Origin of the sequence: Staphylococcus sp. FSL K6-3157 (assembly GCF_038005145.1) — a bacterium.
Lineage (GTDB): Bacteria > Bacillota > Bacilli > Staphylococcales > Staphylococcaceae > Staphylococcus > Staphylococcus equorum.
Genome location: NZ_JBBOSM010000001.1, coordinates 646,858 through 664,486, shown reverse-complemented (window position 1 = coordinate 664,486; position 17,629 = coordinate 646,858). Strand labels below are relative to the sequence as shown.

Annotated in this window: 15 protein-coding genes and 1 pseudogene; 2 read left to right on the top strand and 14 right to left on the bottom strand. The window is 34.3% G+C overall.

Annotated features, from left to right (window positions below):
* Window positions 1–90 precede the first annotated feature (90 nt).
* Window positions 91–447 carry a DUF3139 domain-containing protein gene (locus MHB47_RS02945; protein ID WP_021338508.1) on the bottom strand — a complete coding sequence of 119 codons (357 nt, stop codon included), beginning with the start codon at window positions 445–447 and terminating at the stop codon, window positions 91–93.
* Between the two features lie 456 nt (window positions 448–903).
* On the opposite strand from MHB47_RS02945, the gene MHB47_RS02940 reads away from it, so the two are divergent.
* On the top strand, window positions 904–1,344 hold the full coding sequence (locus MHB47_RS02940) for a MarR family winged helix-turn-helix transcriptional regulator (protein ID WP_065338657.1): 441 nt from the start codon (window positions 904–906) through the stop codon (window positions 1,342–1,344).
* Between the two features lie 376 nt (window positions 1,345–1,720).
* Complete coding sequence (locus MHB47_RS02935) at window positions 1,721–2,155, top strand: Hsp20/alpha crystallin family protein (protein WP_002506812.1); 435 nt, start codon at window positions 1,721–1,723, stop codon at window positions 2,153–2,155.
* Window positions 2,156–2,234: 79 nt separating this feature from the next.
* Here MHB47_RS02935 and MHB47_RS02930 read toward each other — a convergent pair whose 3' ends face one another.
* The 13 genes and pseudogenes from MHB47_RS02930 to MHB47_RS02870 form a co-directional block, all read right to left on the bottom strand.
* Window positions 2,235–3,401, bottom strand: coding sequence for a nitrate/nitrite transporter (locus tag MHB47_RS02930; RefSeq protein WP_056935867.1), 1,167 nt, complete (start codon window positions 3,399–3,401; stop codon window positions 2,235–2,237).
* A gap of 384 nt (window positions 3,402–3,785) precedes the next feature.
* Complete coding sequence (gene nreC, locus MHB47_RS02925; protein ID WP_002506810.1) at window positions 3,786–4,439, bottom strand: nitrate respiration regulation response regulator NreC; 654 nt, start codon at window positions 4,437–4,439, stop codon at window positions 3,786–3,788.
* Between the two features lie 21 nt (window positions 4,440–4,460).
* Window positions 4,461–5,495, bottom strand: coding sequence for a sensor histidine kinase (locus MHB47_RS02920; protein ID WP_069813308.1), 1,035 nt, complete (start codon window positions 5,493–5,495; stop codon window positions 4,461–4,463).
* 8 nt (window positions 5,496–5,503) lie between these two features.
* A complete protein-coding gene (nreA, locus tag MHB47_RS02915; protein WP_002506808.1) occupies window positions 5,504–5,956 on the bottom strand; it encodes a nitrate respiration regulation accessory nitrate sensor NreA in 453 nt (150 codons plus the stop codon).
* A gap of 14 nt (window positions 5,957–5,970) precedes the next feature.
* Window positions 5,971–6,648: a respiratory nitrate reductase subunit gamma gene (narI, locus tag MHB47_RS02910; RefSeq protein WP_002506807.1), complete on the bottom strand. Its 678-nt coding sequence runs from the start codon at window positions 6,646–6,648 to the stop codon at window positions 5,971–5,973.
* On the bottom strand, window positions 6,641–7,216 hold the full coding sequence (gene narJ, locus MHB47_RS02905; RefSeq protein ID WP_069813310.1) for a nitrate reductase molybdenum cofactor assembly chaperone: 576 nt from the start codon (window positions 7,214–7,216) through the stop codon (window positions 6,641–6,643). The genes narI and narJ overlap by 8 nt, the downstream gene beginning before the upstream one ends.
* A complete protein-coding gene (gene narH / locus MHB47_RS02900) occupies window positions 7,209–8,777 on the bottom strand; it encodes a nitrate reductase subunit beta (protein WP_069813312.1) in 1,569 nt (522 codons plus the stop codon). Before narH ends, narJ begins: the two co-directional genes overlap by 8 nt.
* Window positions 8,767–12,450, bottom strand: a complete 3,684-nt coding sequence (locus MHB47_RS02895; protein WP_340755022.1) for a nitrate reductase subunit alpha — start codon at window positions 12,448–12,450, stop codon at window positions 8,767–8,769. The genes narH and MHB47_RS02895 overlap by 11 nt, the downstream gene beginning before the upstream one ends.
* Before the next feature lie 276 nt (window positions 12,451–12,726).
* Window positions 12,727–13,674 (bottom strand): uroporphyrinogen-III C-methyltransferase, encoded by a 948-nt coding sequence (gene cobA / locus MHB47_RS02890; RefSeq protein ID WP_340755020.1) that lies wholly within the window; start codon window positions 13,672–13,674, stop codon window positions 12,727–12,729.
* Window positions 13,665–13,979 (bottom strand): nitrite reductase small subunit NirD, encoded by a 315-nt coding sequence (gene nirD, locus MHB47_RS02885; protein ID WP_002506802.1) that lies wholly within the window; start codon window positions 13,977–13,979, stop codon window positions 13,665–13,667. The genes cobA and nirD overlap by 10 nt, the downstream gene beginning before the upstream one ends.
* 2 nt (window positions 13,980–13,981) lie before the next feature.
* Window positions 13,982–16,387: pseudogene (gene nirB, locus MHB47_RS02880) on the bottom strand (nitrite reductase large subunit NirB).
* Complete coding sequence (locus MHB47_RS02875) at window positions 16,380–16,844, bottom strand: precorrin-2 dehydrogenase/sirohydrochlorin ferrochelatase family protein (RefSeq protein ID WP_002506800.1); 465 nt, start codon at window positions 16,842–16,844, stop codon at window positions 16,380–16,382. The pseudogene nirB and the gene MHB47_RS02875 overlap by 8 nt, the downstream one beginning before the upstream one ends.
* On the bottom strand, window positions 16,813–17,565 hold the full coding sequence (locus MHB47_RS02870) for a sirohydrochlorin chelatase (protein WP_340755017.1): 753 nt from the start codon (window positions 17,563–17,565) through the stop codon (window positions 16,813–16,815). The genes MHB47_RS02875 and MHB47_RS02870 overlap by 32 nt, the downstream gene beginning before the upstream one ends.
* Between the last annotated feature and the right edge of the window lie 64 nt (window positions 17,566–17,629).

The following is a 17,629-nucleotide window of genomic DNA, read 5'->3' as shown; positions in this document are numbered from 1 at the left end:
ATTAACGAACAAATATTATTTCAAAGATACCACCTAAAAAAACCAAATGCTTATATAGCACTTGGTTTGTCTACGTTTTTATTTTCTTAGTTAGTCTTTAATTTTATAATCTTTTTTAAATGCATTATGTTTGGCACCTTTGATATCTTTATTTGTCTCCGGATCAAAACCTTGGACTACAATTCCTGTAGTCATGCTGATTGGTTGAACTACATAAGTATGTTTTGGATCATCTTTAAATTTAACTTCTTTATAAAACAAACCTTTTTTAGCACTGTACAGTGTTTCTTCAGATTTAATTTTCTCTGTCAAATTTTGATCTTCCATATAATGATCAACCAATTCTAAGTGTTTATGCCCTTGGTATGTTCTCATGGCAAAGAATAATACAATTGAAATTATAAGCGCTACAAGTAATACACCCATAATTTTAAAAAATGTCTTCATTTATAATCTCCTCTAGTTAACGCGATATCTTTCTATAGTAAAGTAAGTCATTAACTTAATATGTAAGTTATATCTTACTCAAATCATTAATATTCGCTCATTCAAATTGATAATAGTAATAGTATGACTGATTATAATACAATTATAAAGCGTTATAACTGTTTTGTAACAAAATCTCCTTATATTTCAGAGCAACCCAAACATCAAATTAACATTTCTTAATATCATTTAATACATAAATCCTATTTCAAGTTTAGTCGTATTGATTTAAAGCCTATAATCTTTATATGAATTCAAGTAATTAAGACGTACGGAATGTTATAGTATTAAATTTTTACTTATTTAATAAGATAATAGTTAAAAAATAGTATAAAAAGCTATATCTAAAGGTGCGCAACCGTTCCTTGACAATGAATGGTGTTCATAATATGGTTAAATTTCAAAAGGGGTGATTAAATGGAGGAAAAGGACAGCTACCTAGAACAGCAACTATGCTTTCTATTTTATGTTTCTTCTAAAGAAATAATTAAGAAGTATACTTCTCATTTAAAAGAGTATGATTTAACATATACAGGTTATATTGTCTTACTCGCAATTAAGGTGGACGAAAAAATTAATATTAAGACGCTTGGTGAGCGTGTCTTTTTAGATTCTGGAACACTTACACCTTTGTTAAAAAAACTTGAGAAAAAAGGTTATGTAACAAGAACTCGTGAGATTGATGACGAACGTAACTTACAAATTGCACTTACTGATAAAGGGACAAACGTGCAAGAACCGCTTTCAAAAGTTTCAAAAAAAGTTTTTAGTGAATTCGATATGGACATAGATGAAGCTATAGACTTAAAAGATACATTGCAAAAATTTGTTAATAAACATTTCGCGAAAGATATTTAAATCATATGGGGTTTGTTGAGGTTAAATGGGACAATGTAATACATACATAACATTTTTATCTTCGACTCACCTCTTTTTAATCCTACTTACTACAACACCCACTTACTTACTTTACTCCTGAAACTTAACTATCCAACACTTGTTATAAAGCATTCTCTGCATCTTAACGTTTCATTTTAAAATGTTTCAACTTTCATGCTAAAATAATGTGAATACAATGATTAATAGTTTGACTTTGATTTTCTTTGACTATTTTATTATAATGTATTTGTAAGGTAAACTAAGTGTTCACTTTAATTTTATACTTTTTATAACTTAAACTTCAATTCCATTCGATTAAATATAATAATTAAACTACGCTGAGGAGAGATGTAGCATGACTTTTGAAAATAAAAATTTTAACAATCCGTTTATCGATGTAAATCCAGGTGATTTATTCAGAGATTTTGGAAAACAAATTTTCGAACAATTTCCTGGCAATGAGAGTATTAAATCAGATATTAAAGAATTAGACAATGCCTATATCGTTGAAGCTGAACTTCCAGGTATTAAAAAAGAAAATATTAGTTTAGAATTTGAAAATAATTTGCTAACGATTGAAGGTAAGCAAATTGTCGAAGTTCAAGATGAAAACGACACTAAACGTGCAGTACACCAAGAACGTAACCATAGTGATTTGAGCCGCCAATTCCCATTTGAAAATGTTGATGATAGTAGTATCAAAGCTTCTTATGAAAATGGCCTACTCACTGTAACGTTGCCTAAAAAAGAGCAAAAAGAACAACCGAAATCAAACATCAAAATAGACTAAACATTCATAGATAATAAATAGCGCTACATTTCCAATTTATGGTAATGTAGCGCTATTTGTTTTCTTATTTTTTCTATATTTAAGAAATCAGTCTCAAATTGTCTTTTTTTACGATATGTAGCATGGTAATGATGCCTATAACACCAAAGAATGCTAAAAATATAAATGCTAAATGGCTTGTACCAGTCATCATTGTGACATAAGATATGACAATTGGAGGGAAGAAACCACCAAGTCCGCCCATCATTGAAACAATACCATTCGCTGCTCCTGATTCTTTGGCAAAATAGAATGGAACGAGTTTGAACACGAGACCATTACCAGTACCTGCACATATACTAATAAGTAAACAACCGATTGTAAACAATAATATATGACTTGAAAACCCTAAAATAATTGCACCTATAATCATAAATACAAAATCTATCATTAATAAAATAACTGCATTAAATTTATCTCCTAAAATCCCACCTAATGGCCTTAAAAAAGTGGCTAACGCGATAAAGATACCAGATCTAATACCAGCATCTACTTCACTAATACCAAAGTTTTGAACTAAAAAATTCGGTAAAAATAATCCAAACGCTACAAAAGCACCAAATGTAATAAAATACCATAATGATAAATAATAAAGCTTAAGATCTTTCATTAATTTTTTAGACTGCTTAACGAGTGGCACCTTTATTTTTTTCTCATTCGCATCACCCAGAAGAAACATTAAAATTGCAAATAAAACAATAACAATCAAATAGCCTCTAACTGTCGTTTGCCAGCCAATCATACCTGCAATAACTGGAGCTAAAAATGAAGAAATTGCAGTACCAATGTTCCCCATACCATATATTCCATTAGCAAGTCCTACTCTTTCTTTAGGAAAATATTTAGGAATTGATGTGACACCGACTGAGAAAATTGCGCCCCCAACACCTAAGAAGAAACCAGAAGCCATTAACATGCCCGGCGTTTGGGCTTGGCTTAAAAAGTAAATAGGAAATAATAGAATAATAAAGCTACAGAAAAACACCCATTTAGCACCAATAATATTAGTTAAATATCCAAATGGCACTCTTAGAATAGAACCCAATATAACGGGTATTGCTAAAATAATTGAAAGTTGATTCCCCGTGATATTAATATCTTGGGAGATAAAAGGCATTAATGGAGATATAATACTCCATGCCATAAATCCAACTACAAGACTTAGCGTTTGTAAGCTAAGTTGGAAACCACCACTTGCTTTGTTCATTCATTTCACCTTCATTTTCATCTATTTAATTTCAATGATTAAATAGCCAGTATTTCGCAGTTACTCAATAATTAAAAAATATGGATATTATTTAATGTTTATGAAAGTTAAAACTGGTGTTATATAAGCGAATTGAAAATTGCTTTTTGTTTACAAAATACTAGCTACACTTTCATTTTATGTTTATTGTGAAAAAATTAACATAAGGATTATCCCTTAAGTTAATGTGTGGTTTCCCCTATATTCATCAACCATTATTATTACTTTATATTTTGGTTTCACAGCACAGTAAATAAATCTTTTATAAAAAAAGTTAGCACGAAAAAATGACTGAATAGAACAATCATTTTTCGCGCTAACACTATATTGATGAATCTATGTGATTTAAAAGTCGACTAGTTTTTTCTTCATTGCATATTCAACTAATTCAGGTTTTGTTTTTAAGTCTAGTTTTTGCATGATATGTGTTTTATGTGCTTCCACCGTTTTGACAGAGACGAATAACTTTTGAGCGATGTCTTTATTGCCATATCCTTTTGCAATTAATGGCAAAATCTCGATTTCTCTTTTAGATAAAATTTTAAATGGATCATTACTCGCTTGAGTATCTTGAAACGAATTGTTAACGAATTCGTTTACTAGCGATGTTGTGAGTTTCATATCTACGTAAGTTTCACCTTGGTAAACGGTTCTTATAGCCAATAAAAGCTGTTCATCTGGAGCATTTTTTAAAATGTAGCCTTTTGCGCCATTCCTTAATACATGAAATAAATATTCCTCATCGTCAAACATCGTTAATATCAATATCTTTGTTTCTGGAAAACTCTCAGATATCTTACTTGTTGCAATAAGCCCTGATTCACCCGGTGGCATGCTTAAGTCCATAATTAAAACATCTGGCTTGTATTCCATTACTTTCTGGTACGCTTCTACACCATCAGCTGCCGTCCCAACGACTTCCATATCTTCTTGATAGTTTAAAATCATAGAAAATCCTGTGCGCACAACAGCATGATCATCTGCTATCACTATTCTCAAAATTAATTTCTCCTTATTCCCTTATATTGGAACTTCTAATGTAACGATAGTACCTCTATCAATCTGTGTATCTATACTTACTTCTGCATTAACGAGTTCTGCGCGTTCATTCATACCATAAAGTCCTAATCCGGTACCTTGTGGTTGATCCGTTTTAATAAAACCTTTGCCTCTATCTATAATTTCTGCAATTAATTTATAGTCGTTTACATGTAAATCAATATCAACAGTATCTACACCAGCATATTTTATTGCGTTAAACAATGCCTCTTGAACAACACGATATACGACTGTTTCAATCTCACTATCAAAGCGATGTGAAGCTAGATTAGAGTGATATTCTATGCGTATGCCATAATTGGCTTCAACTTGTTTGAAATAGGTTTTAAATGCTGCATCTAAACCTAGATCATCCAAAGATGACGGCCGCAATTCAACAGATAAATTACGAATATCATCTATCAATTTGGACATTAATCCTTCTATTCGCTTAGAATTATCTACCAAAGTTTGCATTTCTCTATGGTATTTTAGCAGCCTTAATTCCACATCGATGTTTAACATTTCTTGTACGAGACTGTCATGCAATTCACGTGATATTCTTTTTCTTTCATTTTCTTGTGCAGATATCGTTTTTTGCATCATTTTTCGCTGATACATCTTGTCATGACGCTCTATTTGAGGTGAAACATTTTGTAATGTAAATGCTTTAATATCTTTTGTTTCATCAATAGTTTGATATGTCGCTGTAAAAGGTTCAACTGTACCACGCGTCGTTTTCATAAATACTTGAAAACTTGTATTTCCAACTGAATCAGCTTCTAAAAAGCAATTTGTACATGATTGTAAATCATATTCATTTGTATACCCATCACAGCGACTACATATCGTATTAGTCATTTCTTGGTAGTCATTATCCGGTGAAATAATATCATGCGCTGCTTTATTCATCGCTATCACTTGACCATATTTATCAACAAATACTATTTTTTCACTTGTATTATTAAAATATTGAACTAACAATTGGTCTATACTTTCCACTTGATTCGTTTTCATAAAATCACCTAGTCTTCTTCATTAAAAACACCCAATTTATTTACGATTGAAATAGAGTGACATGTTTGAGGTAGTGGTCTATTATTTCTTTGACCTAATAATAGCACACCATAAACGTGATTTTCATACCATAATGGTATTGCCATCACTGCTGTTAGCCGTTCACATAATATTATTGGATATTTGTGTTTTTCGCTCGGTAAGAGAAATTGATTGATATCTTCTATCACCATTCGCTTACCTGTTTTCATCACATTTCCTGCAATCCCTTTACCTATTCTAAGCACAATAAGTTTATAGCGAGAATTGGTACTTCCAGATACATAATTCCATTTTATCGGTGACAATTGGTTTTCATCTTTGTAAAATGCCAATCCTGCAAAATCAAAACCTTCTTCAATACGTAGCGTGTCTAAAACGGCTTGATAATTCACTTGTTCATTAAAAGATAATAGGCTCAATCTTTCGCCTCCATTCACACTTTATGCTTTCGATAAATAATGTAACTACGGCTCACATAAGTTAGTGGTACACTCCACACATGAACTAATCTAGTAAACGGCCAAAAAGCCATAATCACAAATCCTAGAAGTATATGCATCTTAAACGCGAGTGGTACATGCGTCATTAATGTAGCATCAGGTGAAAACATAAATAGTTGTCTAAACCATATTGAAATTGTCTCTCTATAATCAAATGTTGGTATCGTTGCATTTGTTACTAAAGTAGCATAGCAGCCCATAAAAACAATAATTAGAAGTAAAAAATTCACAATAATATCTGAGGCAGAACTCAATTTTCTAATGTTCTTTTTAGTTACACGGCGTGCGGTTAGCAACAACATACCTATCATAGTTATTATACCAAATATACTCCCAATATACACTGCTCCTATATGATACAAGTGATCATTAACACCGACTGCTGATAACCAAGATGCAGGTATAACTAATCCTACAAAATGGCCCATAGCTACGGGAATTATGCCTAAATGGAACATGAGACTGCCCCATTTCAATTGTTTCTTTTCAATAAATTCACTAGATTTAGCAGTCCATGAAAATTTATCAAATTTATATCGTGCGATGTGCCCAATTAAAAAAATAGCTACGCAAAGATAAGGTACAATCACCCATAGAAATTGATTAAACATTTGTCTTCACCTCTGATACAGGTTCGATGCACGCTTTCAAAGTAGCTCTTAATCCTTTGATTAAGTAATAATATGGGCTATCTTTTTCTTTTAATTGTTGTGCCATCGCATAAGTACCATCTTCAATAATCATGATGATAAATTCAATATTTCCTTGTGCGCGTGAATCATTTTGCCATTGTGCGACATATAAAAACTCTAGCATTAAAGGTAAATAATCTGGCAATTCATTGGCTGCCATTTCCAATCCAAACATCTCATATAATACTTTTAATTTAGCGAGTAACTGTCCACGTTCCTTTTGTGTATCAAATTTATTATAAGTCATATAAAGTGGTGCCTTTTTATTAAAATCAAATGTGTCTGAATACAATTGTTTAATTTCTAACAGGCTGAGTTCATGCATCTTTTCACGATAAATTAATAAATCATCAAACGCTGGATGTCCCAAATCAATAACTTCTTCAAATGTTTTCGGATGAAATGTCAATTTTTCAGGAAATTCCAACTGTTGAGCTAAGTAACCAAAAGTTTCTTGATAATAAAAATACTGCGTTAGATTAATCACGGAAAATCCCTCCATAGAAATTTTCGTTGTATATTTCTTGTCCTGATTTTTCAGATGCTGTACCCACAGGAACACCACATCCTTCACAATTAGAACCGAAGTATTCTCCACCATAACCTTGACTACCTTGAGCACGATACGTATCTATATAGTCTTCTTTATGAGATGTTGGAATTACAAAGCGATCCTCATATTTCGCTATAGCTAACAAACGATACATATCTTTTGTTTGGCGTTCAGTTAATCCAAGTCTTGACAATTTATCAGTATCAAATGGTTTGTTTGTCACTTCTGCACGCATATAACTTCTCATAATTGCCATACGTTGTAATGCTATTTTAATTGATTCTGTATCTCCAGCAGTAAATAAATTCGCTAAATATTGAATTGGTAATCTCATTTCTTCAATTGCTGGGAATATCATATCAGGATTTCTATTTGCATCTGTTGCCGTTTGCCCTTCAAAATAACTCATGATTGGACTCAATGGTGGACAATACCAAACCATTGGCATAGTGCGATATTCAGGATGCAATGGAAACGCAAGTTTATATTCAATAGCGAGTTTGTAAACTGGTGAATTTTGAGCTGCCTCAATCCATTCCATTGAAACACCATCTTTTTGTGCTTGTTCAATCACTGATTCATCATATGGATTTAAGAATAAATCGAGTTGTTTTTCATATAAATCTTGTTCGTTTTCTGCACTAGCCGCTTCTTCAACTCTGTCGGCATCATATAATAAAACACCTAAATATCTCATACGACCAGTACAAGTTTCAGAACATACTGTAGGCGTGCCTGCTTCAATACGTGGGAAACAAAATGTACACTTCTCTGCTTTATTGGTTTTCCAGTTAAAATAAACTTTTTTATATGGGCAACCTGTCATACAATATCTCCAACCACGACAAGCCTCTTGATCGACTAGCACAATACCATCTTCGTCTCGTTTATACATTGCACCAGAAGGACATGAAGCAACACAACTCGGGTTCAAACAATGCTCGCATAATCTTGGTAGATACATCATAAAGGTTTCATCGAATTTAAATTTAATATCTTCTTCAATACGTTGAATATTAGGGTCTTCTGGTCCAGTAACGTGCCCCCCTGCTAAATCATCTTCCCAGTTAGGTCCCCAATTTAAATCTAATTTCTCACCTGATATTAGAGAATGTGCTTTAGCGACTGGCGAATGATTACCTGCTTTAGCTGTCGTAAGGTGGTCATAATTATACGTCCACGGCTCATAGTAATCTTTAATCACTGGCATATCAGGATTATAAAATATTTTCCCTAATGCTATTTTTGACCATTTACTACCAGATTTAAGTTCTAGTTTTCCTTTTTTATTTAAGTACCATCCACCTTTATACTGTTCTTGGTCTTCCCATCTTTTGGGGTAGCCAATACCTGGCTTAGTTTCTACATTGTTAAACCACATATATTCAGCTCCGGGTCGGTTTGTCCATGTACTCTTACAAGTGACACTACAAGTATGACAACCTATACATTTATCTAAGTTTAATACCATTGCGATCTGTGCTTTAATCTTCAAGCCAGTCAACCTCCTTCAGTTTTCTAACAGCTACATAAACATCTCTTTGATTTCCAATAGGACCATAATAATTAAAGTGATAACTGATTTGTGCATAACCACCTACAAGTTGTGTTGGCTTTAAATGTATTCGTGTTGGTGCATTATGAGAACCACCTCTTGTTTCTGTAATTTCAGAACCTGGGGTTTCAATATGCTTATCTTGAGCGTGATACATAAACATCGTTCCTCTTGGCATACGGTGTGACACAACTGCTCGGGCAGTTACTACTCCGTTTCTGTTGTAGACTTCTAACCATTGATTGTCTGCAATATCATGTGCTTTTGCATCCTCTTTTGAAATCCAAACCGTTGGACCACCTCTAAACAGTGTCAACATATGTTGGTTGTCTTGATAAGTAGAATGGATATTCCATTTACCATGTGGGGTTAAGTAGCGTAATACGAGTGTTTGATCATCCATCGTGACATGCTTATCCCTTGTCCCAAATACCATTGGTGGTAAAGTTGGTTTATAGACAGGTAAGTTTTCTCCAAATTGTTGGAATATTTCATGATCAATATAATAACTTTGACGTCCTGTTAATGTTCTAAATGGTACTAAACGTTCAATATTTGTTGTAAAAGGTGAATAACGCTGTCCATTTTTATTTGAACCAGGGAACACTGCAGTTGGAATAACTTCTCTTGGTTGGGCCGTCATATTTAAAAACGTTATTTTTTCTGATGCACGTTCACTAGAAATATCTTTTAATGGCATGCCTGTTTGTTGTTCTAAATCTTCATAAGATTTTTGTGATAATTTGCCATTTGTAGCTGAAGACAAATTCAATACAGCATCTGCTGCACGTCTTGCAGTATCTATTCTAGGTCTACCGTTTCTCACTGAATCTTCTTTGTCATCATTCCAAGTACCGACCATATGTTTCAGCTCTTCATATTGTTCTGACACTGTAAAACTCACACCATGAGCACCCACTTTAGCTTTTTCTAATAAAGGCCCTAGTGTGACATATTTATCAAATATTTTTGTATAATCTCTATCAACAACTGTGAAGCTTGGCATTGTCTTACCAGGAATGGCTTCTACTTCACCTTTAGTCCAGTCCTTTACAATACCATTCACATTCGATATTTCTTGTTGCGTATCATGAGCTAAAGGTGTAGTTACGACATCTTTGTATACGCCTGTAAGGTGTTTTTTCGCAGTTTCTGACACTTCTTTACTTAACGATTTGAAAATATCCCAATCTGAACGTGATTCCCATAAAGGATCGATTGCCGGATTAAATGGATGTACAAAAGGATGCATATCCGTAGATGATAAGTCATGCTTCTCATACCATGTCGCAGCTGGCAAGACAATGTCTGAGTAAAGTGGTGTCGAAGTCATTCTAAAATCTAGTGACACAAGTAAATCTAGCTTACCTTCAGTGTCATCTCTCCATTGAATCTCTTCTGGTTTCACTTCTTCATTCGGTTCTGCCAATAGTCCAGACTTTGCTCCGAGTAAATGTTTCATAAAATACTCTTGCCCTTTCGCAGAACTAGATATTAAATTAGAACGCCAGAGGAATAACGTTTTCGGATGATTCTTTTTCAAATCAGGATCTTCAATCGCAAACTCTGTATCTCTCGATTTCACAGAATCTACTGCACGTTTTAAAATCGCTTCATTATTAAATTCATTTGCCTCTCTTGCTGCTTCACCAAATGACAAACTATTTTTATTAAATTGTGGATACGAAGGCAACCAACCTAATCTGGCTGCTAGCACATTATAATCTGCTGGATGTTGGTGCTTAATATTCTCAGCTAATGGGGATTTTATACTATCCACATTAGATTCTTCATATTTCCACTGATCTGTCGCAAAATAGAACCAACTCGTGCCATTTTGTAATCTTGGTGGTCCTTGCCAATCTTTGGCGAATGCAAGTGTATTCCACCCTTCAATGGGTCTACATTTTTCTTGGCCAACATAATGCGCCCATCCGCCACCATTCACACCCTGACAGCCACATAGTAATACTAAATTCAATATAGAACGGTATATCGTATCTGAGTTAAACCAATGGTTAATACCTGCACCCATAATGATCATCGATTTACCCTTTGTATCAATTGCATTTTGCGCAAATTCACGTGCCACTTGCGTAACCACATCTTGTTTCACACCTGTCACTTTTTCTTGCCATGCAGGTGTATAATATGAATTTGCATCTTTATAGTCCTTCGCTTCTAATTCATGATTAAATCTTTTTATGCCATATTGACTTGTCATTAAATCATAAACTGTCGTTATATATTGTTCTTCTCCATTTGCTAGAGTAATTTTTTTAACCGCAATTGGTCGTTCAAAAATACCATTGCCCTCATTATTGAAATATGGAAATTGTATTTTTTCTAATTCAAAATGATCTTCTGCAAGACTCAGTGCCGGGTCAATTTTACTACCGTCTTCATTTTCTAATTTTAAATTCCATTGTTTATCTTTTTCCCAACGTTGTCCCATTGTGCCATTTGGAACCGTTAAGTCTTGAGTGATTTTATCAAAAATGACAGGCTTCCATTCACTATGCTCTACTGTTTCGCCTAAGTCATTTGCTCTTAAGAAACGACCTGCTTTAAAACCATTTTCATCTTTATCTAACATGATAATAAATGGCATATCCGTATATTGTTTTGAATAATTTATAAAATGCGCATTGGGTTGATTAACGTAATGTTCTTGTAGTATGACATGCGTCATCGCTTGCGCAAGTGCTGCATCAGAACCAGGATGTGGTGCTAACCAATTGTCTGCAAATTTCACATTCTCTGCATAATCAGGTGCAATTGACACCACTTTCGTTCCTTTATATCGAACTTCAGTCATAAAGTGTGCGTCTGGGGTACGAGTCATCGGTACATTAGAACCCCACATCATAATGTAAGATGCGTTATACCAATCACTTGATTCAGGCACGTCGGTTTGTTCACCCCAAATTTGAGGTGAAGCAGGTGGTAAATCTGCATACCAATCATAAAAACTCAGCATTTCTCCACCAAGTAAACTCACAAATCGTGCACCAGAAGCATAACTCAACATAGACATAGCAGGTATCGGGGTAAAACCAGCTATTCTATCTGGACCAAATTTTTTGATAGTATAAATAATTTGAGCAGATATGAGTTTCCCTACGTCTTTCCAATTCGTTCTCACTAATCCACCTTTGCCTCGTGCTTGTTTATATAATTTTGCTTTTTCCTCATCTTCTACGATAGATGCCCAAGCTTCTATCGTATTATTATCATGAGTTTCTAGGACTTCTACCCAAAGTTCCCACAACTTTTTACGGATATATGGATAACGAATTCTTAAAGGACTATATTCATACCAAGAAAATGAAGCACCACGTGGGCAACCTCTAGGTTCAAATTCAGGCATATCAGGCCCACAACTTGGATAGTCTGTTTGTTGATTTTCCCATGTAATCACACCATTTTTAACAAATACTTTCCATGAGCAAGAACCTGTGCAATTCACACCATGAGTCGTTCTAACTACTTTGTCATGACTCCATCTTTCTCGATACATTTTCTCCCATTCCCGACTCTTACTTTCTAAGACCGACCAGTCACCATTAAATTTTTCTGTCGGCTTAAAAAAGCTTAATCCAAATTTTTTCATTGAAAACACCCTCTCAGATCATTGCCAGTAAAATTTTAAAAGTAGGATTCTATGGTTCACTTCATTCACTGCTTAACTAAATTGTACATTTTTTCACAAATTTCAAATATTAGGGAATCACCTAATAAGCAGTGGAAATACCCTTAGTTTTTAAGTACACACTCATGAGCAAAAGTAATTTAATGTCCTATAAATATAAAAAAGACGATCTCTATTCACTACAATAGAAATCATCTTTTTATTCTTTGGGGTTATCAATTATCTTCTGAAATCATCTTATTTTATATCCTTAGAGTGAATTTTCTCATCAAAATGTCGCATTAATTGTTGTTCTATAAACAACTGTTGGCTGTGATGAAGCTCATGCTTTTCATCAGGGTTAATTAAGCACCATCCACCGTTTTCATAGACATCAAATGCTTGCTCCATTGCCTGTAAACGGGGTCCAGAAATTAAATATTTCTTACTAGCACATTTTTTTAAGGTGCTTTTAATATTTTCATAAGCTGCTATATCTCCTACAATCACTATGCCAGGTGATATTTGTTCTAAATCATCAGAAACCTGCTCCGCAATTGTAGTTACCGTACCTATAATATGTTTTTCATTAAAAGAAGAAACATTAAATATGAGCAATACTGGATAATCTACTTGTGTAGTCTGATATATTTCATTCATAATTTCACTCAACCGCTTCACACCCATATAAATAGCTAACGTGCCCCCATTTATAAGTGCTGTAACATCAACTTGCTGCTGACTATTTTTATTCAGATGCCCTGTCGTAAAAGTGACACTATGGGCGACATTACGAATTGTTAATCCTAAACCTACTGAGGCTACAGCAGCACTCGCTGTTGTAATACCTGGTACAACTTCAAAATCAATTCCGGCTTGTGACAATGTAACAACCTCTTCATGGACTCTACCAAAAATTGCAGGATCCCCACCCTTTAATCTAACAACACATCTATGGTGCTTTGCAGCTGAAATTAATTTTTCATTTATGACTTGTTGTTGTATATGCTTACGGTATGCTTCCTTACCCACATTTATTATTTCAATTTCTGGTCTTACTAATTGTAAAATGAATGGATTGACTAATCTGTCATACAATATGATATCTGCACTTCGAATAAGACGTTCGGCCTTTCTTGTTAATAATTCAGGCTGCCCAGGTCCAGCACCTACGAGATATACCTTGCCATAAGTGTTTAGTGGCATATATATACAGCTCCATTATGAATTTCTACATCGTAAACATCCACACATCCAGTATCTGGTGACTGAACGAGTCCCGTTTTCAAATCTATTTTTTGATCATGCAAAGGACAATATACAAATTCACCGCTTACCGTACCTTCTGAAAGTGGTCCTTGTTTATGAGGACATACATTATGAACTGCGTGTATTTCACCTGATTCTGTTAAAAATAAACCAATTTCGATATCGTTTATGATTACCTTTTTGCCAACTAAAGGAACAAGCTCATCGACCGTTGCTACTTTTATTTTTTCTAATGCTTTCATAATTAAACTTTCTCCACTTCAAATATTTTTTGTGCTACTTCATTATTTATAATGTGTGACCATGGTTCAGCTTCTATAGCTTTTTTCGCTTCCATAATACGATTGAACAAATCGTCTTGTCTTTCTTGATTTAATAAAACTGCTTTAACGTTTTCAAAACCTAATCGCTGTATCCACGGTGCAGTACGTTCTGCATAAATACCAGTCTCTCTATAATATTGCATCATCGCACCACATAATTTAATGACCTCATCTTCTGTTTCGACGGTAGTTAAATGTATACCCTCTGTTACGTCCGTACCGCCATTGCCCCCAATATAAATTTGAAAGCCATTTTCAACGCTGATAACACCAAAGTCTTTAACACCAGATTCTACACAGCTTCTTGGACAACCAGAGACACCCATTTTAAACTTATGTGGCGTGTCGATGTATTCGAATGTTTTTTCTAAACGAATACCTAATTGCGTAGTATATTGCGTACCAAATCGGCAAAATTCCTTACCTACACAACTTTTAACTGAGCGTGTCTTTTTCGCATATGCTGAAGCTGAACGCATACCTAAATCAGACCATATTTGTGGTAGTAATTCTTTTTTAACACCATACAATCCTATACGTTGAGAACCTGTCACTTTCACTAATGGCACATCATATTTTTTAGCAACTTCTCCTAACCGAATTAACTGATCTGCATTCGTAACACCACCGCGCATTTGGGGAATCACAGAAAATGTACCGTCATTTTGAATGTTGGCATGATAACGTTCATTTGCAAAACGTGACTCAATTTCATCATTATGCTCAAATGGATAAACCATATTCAAATAATAATTAATAGCTGGTCTACACTTTGGACAACCCGACTTATCACTAAAGTTGAGTGCATAGCGTACTTCCTTAGACGTTTTCAATCCTTTTGCTCTTATCTGAGTAACAATTTGATCACGCGTGAGCTCAGTACATGCACATATACCAGATGGTTTAGAAGCAACAAAATCATCACCTAATGTATACTCTAAAATCTGACCAATTTGCCCTTTACACTTACCACATGAATTGCCAGCTTTTGTTTCTTTTGTGACTGCTTCTACACTAGTAAGACCATGCTCATTAATTGCACTCACAATCTTTCCTTTGCTGACACCATTGCATCCACAAACTGTCTCATCATCTGACATGTCGGCAATACTTATTTCACTCGTTACTCCGCCTTTATGCATAAGTGAAACCATCGTGTAATCTTCTAATGGTTCTTGTTTTTTCATCATATTAAAAAATCTTGGACCATCATCAATATCTCCATATAAGACTGCTCCAACAATGCTGTCATCTTTTAAAAACACTTTCTTATAATGTTTATTAACACCGTCAAAAACCTCTACACCTTTGATATCTATCTCTTCTTTAATTTGACCAGCACTATATAAATCACAGCCCGAAACTTTTAAAGAAGTAAATGTTGTGGAACCTCGATAGCCTTCTGCTTCTCGACCGGTTAAATGGTCTGCCAATACTTTACCCTGCTCATATAATGGCGCAACTAATCCATACACTTTACCATTGTGTTCTGCACATTCACCAACTGCAAAAATAGCTTCATCACTCGTTTGCATATAATCATTAACGACAATGCCTCTATTCACTTTTAAGCCACTTGACTACGCAACTTGTGTATACGGTCGAATACCAACTGCCATGACCACTAAATCTGCTTCTAATGTTGTACCATCCGCTAACAAAACACCGGTAACATCTTCTTGTCCAAGTATTTCTTGTGTACTTGCCTGCAATTTAAAGTGCATTCCTTGTGCTTCTAAATCTGCTTTCAACAAATCTGCAGCCTTTTTATCTAATTGCATTTCCATAAGCCATTCAGCAAGATGTATCACAGTAACTTCCATACCCTGGTCCATTAATCCACGTGCACATTCTAATCCCAGCAAACCACCGCCGATTACGATAGCACGCTGCTTTGTTTTAGCAATTTCAATCATACGCTCAGTGTCTTCAATCGTTCTCCAACCTATTACACTCGATAAAGACGCACCTGGTATAGGTAATACAAAGGCACTCGAACCCGTAGCAAATATACAAATATCATAATGACATCTAAGGCCATCAGCTGTAATCACTTGTTTTAGTTCTCGATTAACCTCTACTACTGGATCATTTGTAATAAGCTGAATATCATTGTTTTTATACCACTCAAATGGATTCATAATGGTCTCATCCACTGTCATTTTTTTCTGCAATATATTTGATAACATAATTCGATTGTAATTTGGATATGGTTCCTTACCTATAATCGTTATGTTATATTGCTGTGCATCACGTTCTAATATTTCTTCAATCGTGCGTATGCCCGCCATGCCATTACCAATCATTACTAACTGCTTTTTAGACATTGTCTTCCTCCTCATACTCTTCATTTAAAAATGCTTGTACCGCTTTTGATAGTTGTTTCACTCCGCTACGATTGGTACCATTTGATCTAAAATGAATACTTATGTCTTTGTATTTTATTTCGCACATGTTGTAAAAATCAGATTGCGCTTTATCACCTATATGGTTAACAAGTTGATAACGCTTAGCATCTTGTTTAATTAGATGATTCACATCTTCATCATCTGTTGCAGCAAAAATAATATCCGCATATTTAATATCTTCGCTGTCATAACACTTCGTAAACAACTTCATTTTAGGATATTCAATTTCAAAAAATTCCGGTAAAAATTTTTTGCTTATAATAACTAGCGACTGTATGTCTTCCTTAATAAGCTGTTGTACTTTTCTGTACGCAACTTTACCTGCGCCAATCACTACAACACGCTTATCTGACAAGTTGAGTTGAATTGGATACACTTTCAAACACCTCTAATTGTTTAATTCTTTCTGTAATCATCGTTGAGAGCAAAGGGTCAAAATTAATAGCTGCTGCATAATGTATATTACAACCGTCATTCATTTGCGCTATATGATGTTTTGCTTTGTTTACCAAAAAGCCGTCATAGAAAAATAAGGGTACAATCAATATGTCTGTATTATTTTTTAAATAGTGCAGTAAGTTAAAGCGATAATTGTAGTCACCATATAATGTCATCATAGAAATAGGTATTTCAAACACGTCACAGTCTTGAGTTAACTGCCATAAAGCAATATCAGGATGACGATAACGTTCGCTGCCATGAGCCATTAAAATAATGTGCTGTATTTTAGGATGACTTTTAACTTTAAATAAAATTTTCTGTTTAACTAGCGTTGTCATTAATTTATGTGTGCCAAGTGGCTCAGCAATTTTATATTTAATATGTGGATATTTATTCTCATAAAGTTTTAAGATCATAGGAATATCTTCTAAATAATGCTTTGCTGGAAAAAGTAAAAGTGGAATGATATTAAAACTTTTAGTACCCTGTTGAATACGTGTGTCTAGTACTTGTTCAAGACTTTGATTTTTACTTTCTAAGAAAGCAATACGATAATCACGTACGTTACGACTTACCAATTGCTCCAAAAAATGATGTAGTACTTCATTTTGTTTCCCTTTATTCATGCCATGAACAACAAGTATAAAATCAGTCATATGATCCCCCCTTTTCTTTACACTTGCATTGTAATATAAATTCAGTTGTTTTTGTGAATTAAAT

Coding starts and splice junctions, on each gene's coding strand:
- MHB47_RS02945 (WP_021338508.1), bottom strand. CDS start 447: ATGAAGACATTTTTTAAAATTATGGGTGTATTACTTGTAGCGCTTATA.
- MHB47_RS02940 (WP_065338657.1), top strand. CDS start 904: ATGGAGGAAAAGGACAGCTACCTAGAACAGCAACTATGCTTTCTATTT.
- MHB47_RS02935 (WP_002506812.1), top strand. CDS start 1,721: ATGACTTTTGAAAATAAAAATTTTAACAATCCGTTTATCGATGTAAAT.
- MHB47_RS02930 (WP_056935867.1), bottom strand. CDS start 3,401: ATGAACAAAGCAAGTGGTGGTTTCCAACTTAGCTTACAAACGCTAAGT.
- MHB47_RS02920 (WP_069813308.1), bottom strand. CDS start 5,495: ATGAAAACGAATCAAGTGGAAAGTATAGACCAATTGTTAGTTCAATAT.
- narI (WP_002506807.1), bottom strand. CDS start 6,648: ATGTTTAATCAATTTCTATGGGTGATTGTACCTTATCTTTGCGTAGCT.
- MHB47_RS02895 (WP_340755022.1), bottom strand. CDS start 12,450: ATGAAAAAATTTGGATTAAGCTTTTTTAAGCCGACAGAAAAATTTAAT.
- cobA (WP_340755020.1), bottom strand. CDS start 13,674: ATGCCACTAAACACTTATGGCAAGGTATATCTCGTAGGTGCTGGACCT.
- nirD (WP_002506802.1), bottom strand. CDS start 13,979: ATGAAAGCATTAGAAAAAATAAAAGTAGCAACGGTCGATGAGCTTGTT.
- MHB47_RS02870 (WP_340755017.1), bottom strand. CDS start 17,565: ATGACTGATTTTATACTTGTTGTTCATGGCATGAATAAAGGGAAACAA.